Genomic DNA, 7772 nt, shown 5'->3' with positions numbered 1-7772 from the left:
AAAACAGCCAATCCGCTTGATTTTCTCTAGAACGAAGCCATCCGTCGCCAGCAGCGCCGCCGCCCTCGTTCAGTGACGCGGCTTATACGGCTATCCCTCACAAACAGTCAACAGCGCAATAGAGAAAATTCCGAAGTTTCTTGTAGCAGGCTGTTTTTTCAAGATAATTCGGAACGAGAATGTTTCGGACGCCGTTTGGAGATCGAATCCGGCTATCTCCCAGCATCCCCGCACCCCGCCACCCCTTCAAAATTGTGGGGTGCCATCATTCTGCCCTGACAGGATCACAATCCGGTGGTCTGAAGGGCGCGCAGGATTCGAGCGAGTTTCGGCCTCTATATAAGGGCAGCCCTCATGATTTGACTCGCATGCTCAAAATATGCACATCTTCGCCCAAGCCGGTCAGGCCCCGAAGAAGCCCATGAAAGGACGCGGATAAAGCTGCCATGATGACGGAGAAGATGATGATCCGCTCGTTGGGCAACGAGCCGCCGCTTCTCGCCGATGGCAGACGTGCGCCCGACAAGCGCGAGGTTTCGCTGCGCTGGCTTTCGGGCACGTTCCTCACGGGCATCACTTCTAGCATCCTGATGGGCGTTGCGCTCTTTGCGGCCCTCGACGGTCGCCAGCAGCTGGCAATCCCGGCGGAAGCCTATGCGAATATCAATGGCGACGCACATGAGGACACGGCGGTCACCCGCGGCGGGCGTCTCATTGCTCCGGCAATCGCCGCCAAACCATCGGACAAGGCGATCATGGAGGTGTCGACCGTCGTTCACGACGGCGACAAGGAAGTGGTCCGCCGCCAGCCCTTCTCGCATGTGAAGATGCGGCTTGCCGCCAATCATGTGGCGACCGAGGACTATCCCGACTTCGACGCGCTCTCCATCTTCTCCGCCGACGAGCCGCAGCCGGCCCCCGCCCAGCGCACCGGCGCGATCTATGGTTCTGACGTCGAATCCGAAGTGGCGCTGAAATCCGTCCCCTTCCCGACCGGCAGGAGTGACCTGAAGGTCGCGCCCGGCATGTCGCTCGACGAGATCGAGGAAAACGTCCGCTCCAACGGCTCGGTCCTCACCGACGGCGCCTCGCAGGTCGCCGCCCTCTATTATGTCGATCCGCAGCGCTTCTCCAACGAAGACAACGACGTCGATCTGACCGCCGGTCTTTCGGCGCGTGTCCTCGAACAGAACATGACGGTCTCTGCGCCGGAATCGATCACCCCGCAGACCGAAGAATTTGCCGACGACATCATTCCCGCCCGCCAGAACGTGCCGATCGCCAAGGCGCTGACCGATGCCGGCTATCCCGACCCGCAAGCGAAGATGCTTTCCGGTTATCTGTCGCAGCCGCTCGGCAGCGAGGATCTGTCGAAGGGCGACGTGCTGCGCATCGGCATCATCCAGAAGGGCGAACAGGCAAAGCTGATCCGTGCCAGCGTCTATCGCGGCACGCGGCATCTCGTGACGATCGCGCTCGATGACAAGGGCCGCTTTGTCGTTGCCAGCGAACCGCCGATGCTGGACGCCGTCGCCACCGCCTTTAGCGACGACTCCCTCTCTGTCCCCTCCGGACAGAACCTGCCGCGCGTCTATGACGGCATCTATCGCGCCGCGCTGTCCTACGGCATGACCAAGGACATGACGGCGCTGATCATCAAGCTGCTGGCCGCCAATGTCGACTTCCAGGCGCAGCTGAAATCCACGGACTTCCTCGAAGCCTTCTTCTCTGTCGCCGACGCGACCGGCAAGGCCACCGACGATTCCGAACTGCTCTATGTCAACGCCCGCTTCGGCGACACGGCGATCCGTTTCTACCGCTTCCAGGCCGATGACGGCAGCGTCGATTACTTCGACCAGGACGGCAAGAGCATCCGCCAGTTCCTGCTGCGCAACCCGGTTCCGAACGGCATATTCAAATCCGGCTTCGGCATGCGCCGTCACCCGATCCTCGGCTTTGCCCGCATGCATACCGGCGTCGACTGGGCTGCCCCGCGCGGCACGCCGATCATCGCGACCGGCAACGGCGTCGTCGAGAAGGCCGGCTGGGATTCCGGCGGTTACGGCAACCAGACGATCGTGCGCCATGCCAATGGCTATGAATCCTCCTACAATCACCAGAGCGCCATCGCCAAGGGTGTCGTTCCCGGCGCCAAGGTCCGCCAGGGCCAGGTGATCGGCTGGGTCGGCACGACAGGTGAATCGACCGGTCCGCACCTGCATTACGAAATGATCGTCAACGGCACCAAGGTCGATCCGCTGCGCATCCGCCTGCCGGGCGGAAAATCGCTGGACGGCGATGCGCTCGCCAAGTTCCAGGACGAGCGCAAGCGCATCGACACGCTGCTGAACAACCAGCCCGTCGATCAGGTTGCCAGCAAGTAGCCTTTACTACTCCAGGCGGCGGCAGTGCTCCCTGATACGAGTAGAATTCATCCCTGAAAATTTCGATTCAAGTAGAATCTATTTGAAGTAGAATATTCGAAAGTGATTCGGCATCGGTTTAGCTAAATGATTTGGCGGGCGACATGGAATCGAGCGATGCATTCGAAAAGTGGGCTTTGTGCAAGGCGCATGAAATCCTTTCGAAAGAAGGATTTCTTCTGATGGACGCGGCACAGGCCCTCGACAAGAAGAGAACCAAATCCAACGCATTTCTGCTGCGCAACGCCATTGCCCGCTCCCTGATGGAAGCGGCGAGCCTTCGCAGCCTTCCGGCGGCCGGCGAAACCGCCTGAGCCTTCCGGAACCGTCATTGCCAGCGGGCAATGAAAAATGCCGCCCCGGCTTTCCAGCGGGACGGCATTAATCCATCTGTCCTGATCCGGCGGTTATGCCGCTTCGCTGACATTCTGCCGGGTGCGGAACAGCAGCCGGTCGGAGCCGTTCGTCACCTTGACCAGCGAACCATCCGGCACTTCGCCCGACAGGATCTGTTCGGCGAGCGGATCCTGAACGTATTTCTGGATCACCCGCTTCAGCGGACGTGCGCCATAGACAGGATCATAGCCCTTGTTGGCCAGCCAGTTGCGGGCATCCTCGTCGAGATCGATGACGATCTTGCGCTCGGACAGCAGTGCCACCAGCCGCTTCAGCTGGATATCGACGATCGCGCCCATTTCTTCCCGCTTCAGGCGATGGAACAGGATGATCTCGTCGACACGGTTCAGGAACTCTGGACGGAAATGTGCCTTGACGACATCCATCACCTGTTCGCGAACGTTTTCGCTGTCTTCACCCTCGGAGAGCTGGGTCAGATAGTCAGCACCGAGATTCGACGTCATGATGATCATCGTGTTGCGGAAATCGACGGTGCGGCCCTGACCATCGGTCAGGCGTCCGTCGTCGAGAACCTGCAGCAAGATGTTGAAGACATCTGGATGCGCCTTCTCGATCTCATCGAACAGCACGACCTGATAGGGCCGGCGGCGGACGGCTTCCGTCAGCGCACCACCTTCATCATAGCCGACATAGCCGGGAGGGGCACCGATCAGCCGGGCCACGGAATGCTTCTCCATGTATTCGGACATGTCCATGCGCACCATCGCCGTCTCGTCGTCGAAGAGGAAGCGGGCGAGCGCCTTGGTCAACTCCGTCTTGCCGACGCCGGTGGGACCGAGGAAGATGAACGAGCCGATCGGCCGGTTCGGATCCTGCAGGCCGGCGCGGGCGCGGCGGACAGCGCGCGATACGGCCTGAACCGCATCACCCTGACCGATGACAGACTTCGCCAGTTCGTCTTCCATCCTGAGCAGCTTGTCGCGTTCGCCCTCGAGCATCTTGTCGACAGGGATACCGGTCCAGCGCGAGACGACATGGGCGATATTGTCGGGGGTGACGACCTCCTGCACCATCGCACCGCGATCGCCATCCTGCTTTTCGGCATCGGCAAGCTGCTTTTCGAGCTCGGGAATGACCCCATAGGTCAATTCGCCGGCGCGCTGGAATTCACCCTTGCGCTGGGCGATCGCCAGTTCGTTGCGGGCATCGTCGAGCTGCTTCTTCAAGTCTGCGGCAAGGCCGAGCTTCTGCTTTTCAGCCTGCCAGCGCGCGGTCAGCGCATCGGCCTGCTCTTCCAGGTCGGTCACTTCGGTCTCGAGCCGCTTCAGCCGGTCTGCCGAGGCAACGTCGGTTTCCTTCTTCAGCGCTTCGCGCTCGATCTTCAGCTGCATGATGCGGCGATCGAGTTCGTCGAGCTCTTCCGGCTTGGAATCGACCTGCATGCGCAGACGGGCTGCCGCTTCGTCCATCAGGTCGATGGCCTTGTCAGGCAGGAAACGGTCGGTGATGTAGCGGTTCGACAGGGTCGCAGCTGCAACCAGGGACGAATCCGAGATCCGCACCTTGTGATGCTGCTCGTATTTTTCCTTCAGGCCGCGCAGGATCGAGATAGTGTCCTCGACCGTCGGCTCATCGACGACGACGGGCTGGAAGCGGCGGGCAAGAGCCGGATCCTTCTCGACATGCTTGCGGTATTCGTCGAGCGTGGTCGCGCCGACGCAGTGCAGCTCGCCGCGGGCAAGAGCCGGTTTCAGGAGGTTCGACGCATCCATGGCGCCATCGGCCTTGCCGGCACCGACAAGCGTGTGCATCTCGTCGATGAACAGGATGATCTCGCCGTTCTCGGACTGAACTTCGTTCAGCACCGCCTTCAGGCGCTCCTCGAATTCACCACGGAACTTCGCACCGGCAATCAGCGCGCCCATGTCGAGCGCCATCAGCTTCTTGTCCTTGAGGCTTTCGGGCACGTCGCCATTGACGATACGCAGCGCCAAGCCTTCGACGATCGCCGTCTTGCCGACGCCGGGTTCACCGATCAGGACCGGATTGTTCTTGGTGCGGCGCGACAGGACCTGGATCGTGCGGCGAATTTCGTCGTCGCGGCCGATTACCGGGTCGAGCTTGCCCTCACGCGCCTCAGCTGTGAGATCGCGCGCGTATTTCTTCAGGGAGTCGAAGCCCTGCTCCGCGTTGGCGGAATCGGCCGTGCGGCCCTTGCGGATCTCGTTGATCACCTGGTTGAGGCTCTGGGCCGAAACACCGGCGTTCTTCAGCGTGATCGCCGTCGATGCCGAAGATTCGATCGCCAGTGCCTGCAGCAGGCGCTCGACGGTCACGAAGCTGTCGCCGGCCTTCTTGGCGGCTTCCTCGGCCGTCGAAAAGACCTTCGCAAGCGGTGCAGCCAGATAGATGTTGCCGTTGCCGCCGGAAATCTTGGGAAGCTTCGCAAGCGCGGCGTCATTGGCCAGCCTGGCGGCCTTGGCGTCGCCGCCGGCACGCTCGATCAGCGAGGCAGCCATGCCCTGATCGTCGTCGAGCAGCACTTTCAGCACATGCTCGGGCGTGAATTGCTGATGGCCCTGGGCCAGGGCGTAAGTCTGAGCGGACTGGACGAAACCGCGTACGCGCTCGGAATATTTCTCGATATTCATACTGTACCTCCATGGATCGCCCTGCCCTGCAAGAGGCGCAGACCGATTATTGAGATTGAGCTCCCTGAAAAGGCAAGCCCGGCTTCACCGCTTTGGGATTTCGGCGAAGCAATCGAACCGAATATGGTGGGATATCGGGAGAGTTTAAAGGGGGATTGCTGCGAAAAGCGGCAGTTTGGCGCCGGCGCGGGCGCCGCCTTTGCAGCGCCCGTTTTGCCTATTGAAGCTGCGGCTTCTTGAGGAAGCTGTTGCGGTCTGCAGACTTGATGCGAAGCCATGCCTCGCGCCCGTCACGCAGCACCCGCATAGGGATTTCGGCGCCGGCAGATCCGCTTTCCCAGACCTTGCGGTAGAAGTCCGCAAGCCCTTCGACCTCGCCGTCGCGGATCTCGGAAATCACGTCGCCCTGGCGCAGGCCGGCTTTTGCGGCCGGACCATCAGGCGCGACGCTCATGACGATCACCTCGCCGTTGCTCTCTGCCGAGAAGGCACCGAGCCACGGGCGGGCGGGCTTGTTGATCTGACCGCGATTGAGCAGATCGTCGAGGATCGGCCGCAACAGGTCGATCGGGACGATCATGTTGATGTCTGCGACCTCGCCATCCTTGGCCATCTGCAGCCGCAACGACCCGATGCCAAGCAGCTTGCCTTCGGCATCGACCATCGCCGCGCCGCCCCAAGAGGGGTGGGCGGGCACCGTGAAGATCGCTTCGTCGAGCAAATATTCCCAATAACCGGCGAATTCCTGCTTGGCGACGATATTGGCGCGGACGAACTGGCCGATGCCATCGGCGACGATAACGGGATCGCCGACCTGCGCATCAGCCGAATTGCCGAGCGGAAGGGCCGGAACATCGAGCGCGCCGAGCGCCTGGACGAGGCCGAAACCGGTCTCCTGGTCATAGGCGAGCGCATGACCGGCAACCACATGGCCATCCTGCCGGGTGAGCCAGACTTCTTCGGCCTCGGTAATCAGGTAGCCGATGGTCAGCACAAGGCCGTTTTCGCGAATGACCACGCCGCTTCCTTCCCGGACGGTGCCGAGTGTTGAAGCGGTAAAAGCATCCTCCGGAATGGAGGAACGGACGGCCACGATCGACCGTAAAATCTGATCGGTATTCATCTCTTGACCCTGACGGTTCTGGAAAAGAGGCGCACGATACGCGTCTTGGGGAGCGGCGCATCATGCTTGATATAAGGTATGAACTGCCGTCTGCGAGTGCAAGCTCAGCACTATCAGTACGGCGAACCTCACCAGAGCATGCATGCGTAAGTTGGTGAATTTCCGTATCTATCAACGGCAAATTCGGCTATTCGCGCATTTGTGATCACATGCGGGTTGGAGAAGATGGAAACAAGCGACCGGGCCTCGTCGGTTACTCAAGCAGCATTTCGACCAGCACAGGACCGAGCTCAGCCGCTCGGAGCTTGCGGTCGCCGAGTATCTCGTCGGCCTGCCGATCGATGTCCTGATTTTCAAGAGCGCCGAAGAGATCGCCGCCGACGCGGGAACCAGCGACGCAACCGTCATCCGTACCGCCCGTCGCCTCGGCTTCAGCGGCCTGCCGGAGCTGAAGCGTATCTGCAGCCGCACGATGGCGCGCACCATCCCGACCAGCGACCGGCTGGAGCAGCGCTTCCGCGGCACTGGCAGCGATCTGCCGAAAGTCGCGCATCAGATGTTTGCCACCGCCCGCGAGGTGCTGAGCTCGACGGAAGAGCAGCTCGACGAGGAAGCCTTTGCCACGGCAGTTTCGCTGCTGGAAAATGCCGACACCGTCTGGTGCCTTGGGATGGGAACGGCCGAGGTCGAGGCCAGGCACTGCTCGATCGCGCTCAGCCGGACGGGTCTGCGAACCCGCTGTTCCGGCGCTTCCGGTTTCACGCTCGCCAACGAGCTTCTCGATCTCCGCAAGGACGATGCCGTCATTCTCTTCAACGCCGTCCACGAAACCGCGGAATTCTCGCTGGTCACGAGCCAGATGGCCGAACTCGGTTGCAAGCTCGTCCTCGTCTGCGGCGTGCAGCTCGGCGAACTCTATCGCAACAAGGTGGATGCGCTGCTCACCTGCGTCGGCTCGCCATCGAAACTGGCAAGCTGGAGCCTTGGCGCGATCGTCATCGGCGACCTGCTCGCCTATGGCGTAGCGGTGAAGAACCAGCCCCGCGCAGTCGCCACCAAACGACGCCTTGCCGGCCTGCGGAGTAAGGTCCTCAGCCCGAAATGATCGGCCTCAGCTGGCCATCAAAATAAACATGACTATTTGAGTTATATTTATTGAAACGCTCACTACAATATTGTAGTGAGCCCAACACCGGCGTCCGGTTATGGATTTCCGGC

5 protein-coding genes and 1 pseudogene are annotated in these 7772 nt (G+C 61.1%); 4 read left to right on the top strand and 2 right to left on the bottom strand.

Translation table 11 applies throughout. From position 1 onward, the window contains the following. Positions 1–446 precede the first annotated feature (446 nt). Both ACQZ5H_RS27170 and ACQZ5H_RS27165 read left to right on the top strand, forming a co-directional pair. Positions 447–2384: a M23 family metallopeptidase gene (locus ACQZ5H_RS27170; protein WP_449099509.1), complete on the top strand. Its 1938-nt coding sequence runs from the start codon at positions 447–449 to the stop codon at positions 2382–2384. A 131-nt stretch (positions 2385–2515) separates the two neighbouring features. Then, positions 2516–2737, top strand: a complete 222-nt coding sequence (locus ACQZ5H_RS27165; protein WP_049809742.1) for a hypothetical protein — start codon at positions 2516–2518, stop codon at positions 2735–2737. 93 nt (positions 2738–2830) lie between these two features. Here the strand turns inward: ACQZ5H_RS27165 and clpB are convergent, their stop codons facing one another. Together clpB and ACQZ5H_RS27155 are read right to left on the bottom strand one after the other, a co-directional pair. Further along, on the bottom strand, positions 2831–5431 hold the full coding sequence (clpB, locus tag ACQZ5H_RS27160; RefSeq protein WP_112720263.1) for an ATP-dependent chaperone ClpB: 2601 nt from the start codon (positions 5429–5431) through the stop codon (positions 2831–2833). Between the two features lie 217 nt (positions 5432–5648). After that, positions 5649–6554, bottom strand: a complete 906-nt coding sequence (locus ACQZ5H_RS27155; RefSeq protein WP_130284166.1) for a S1C family serine protease — start codon at positions 6552–6554, stop codon at positions 5649–5651. Positions 6555–6879: 325 nt separating this feature from the next. Here ACQZ5H_RS27155 and ACQZ5H_RS27150 point away from each other — a divergent pair. Together ACQZ5H_RS27150 and ACQZ5H_RS27145 are read left to right on the top strand one after the other, a co-directional pair. Further along, positions 6880–6951, top strand: a pseudogene (locus tag ACQZ5H_RS27150) (hypothetical protein); the annotation flags it as partial. Positions 6952–7110: 159 nt separating this feature from the next. Continuing rightward, on the top strand, positions 7111–7659 hold the full coding sequence (locus ACQZ5H_RS27145) for a MurR/RpiR family transcriptional regulator (protein ID WP_449099508.1): 549 nt from the start codon (positions 7111–7113) through the stop codon (positions 7657–7659). Positions 7660–7772 lie beyond the last annotated feature (113 nt).

Source organism: Rhizobium sp. 21-4511-3d (genome assembly GCF_053522545.1).
The sequence above is the reverse complement of the archived record's forward strand: the minus strand, read 5'-3'. Positions and strand labels throughout refer to the sequence as shown.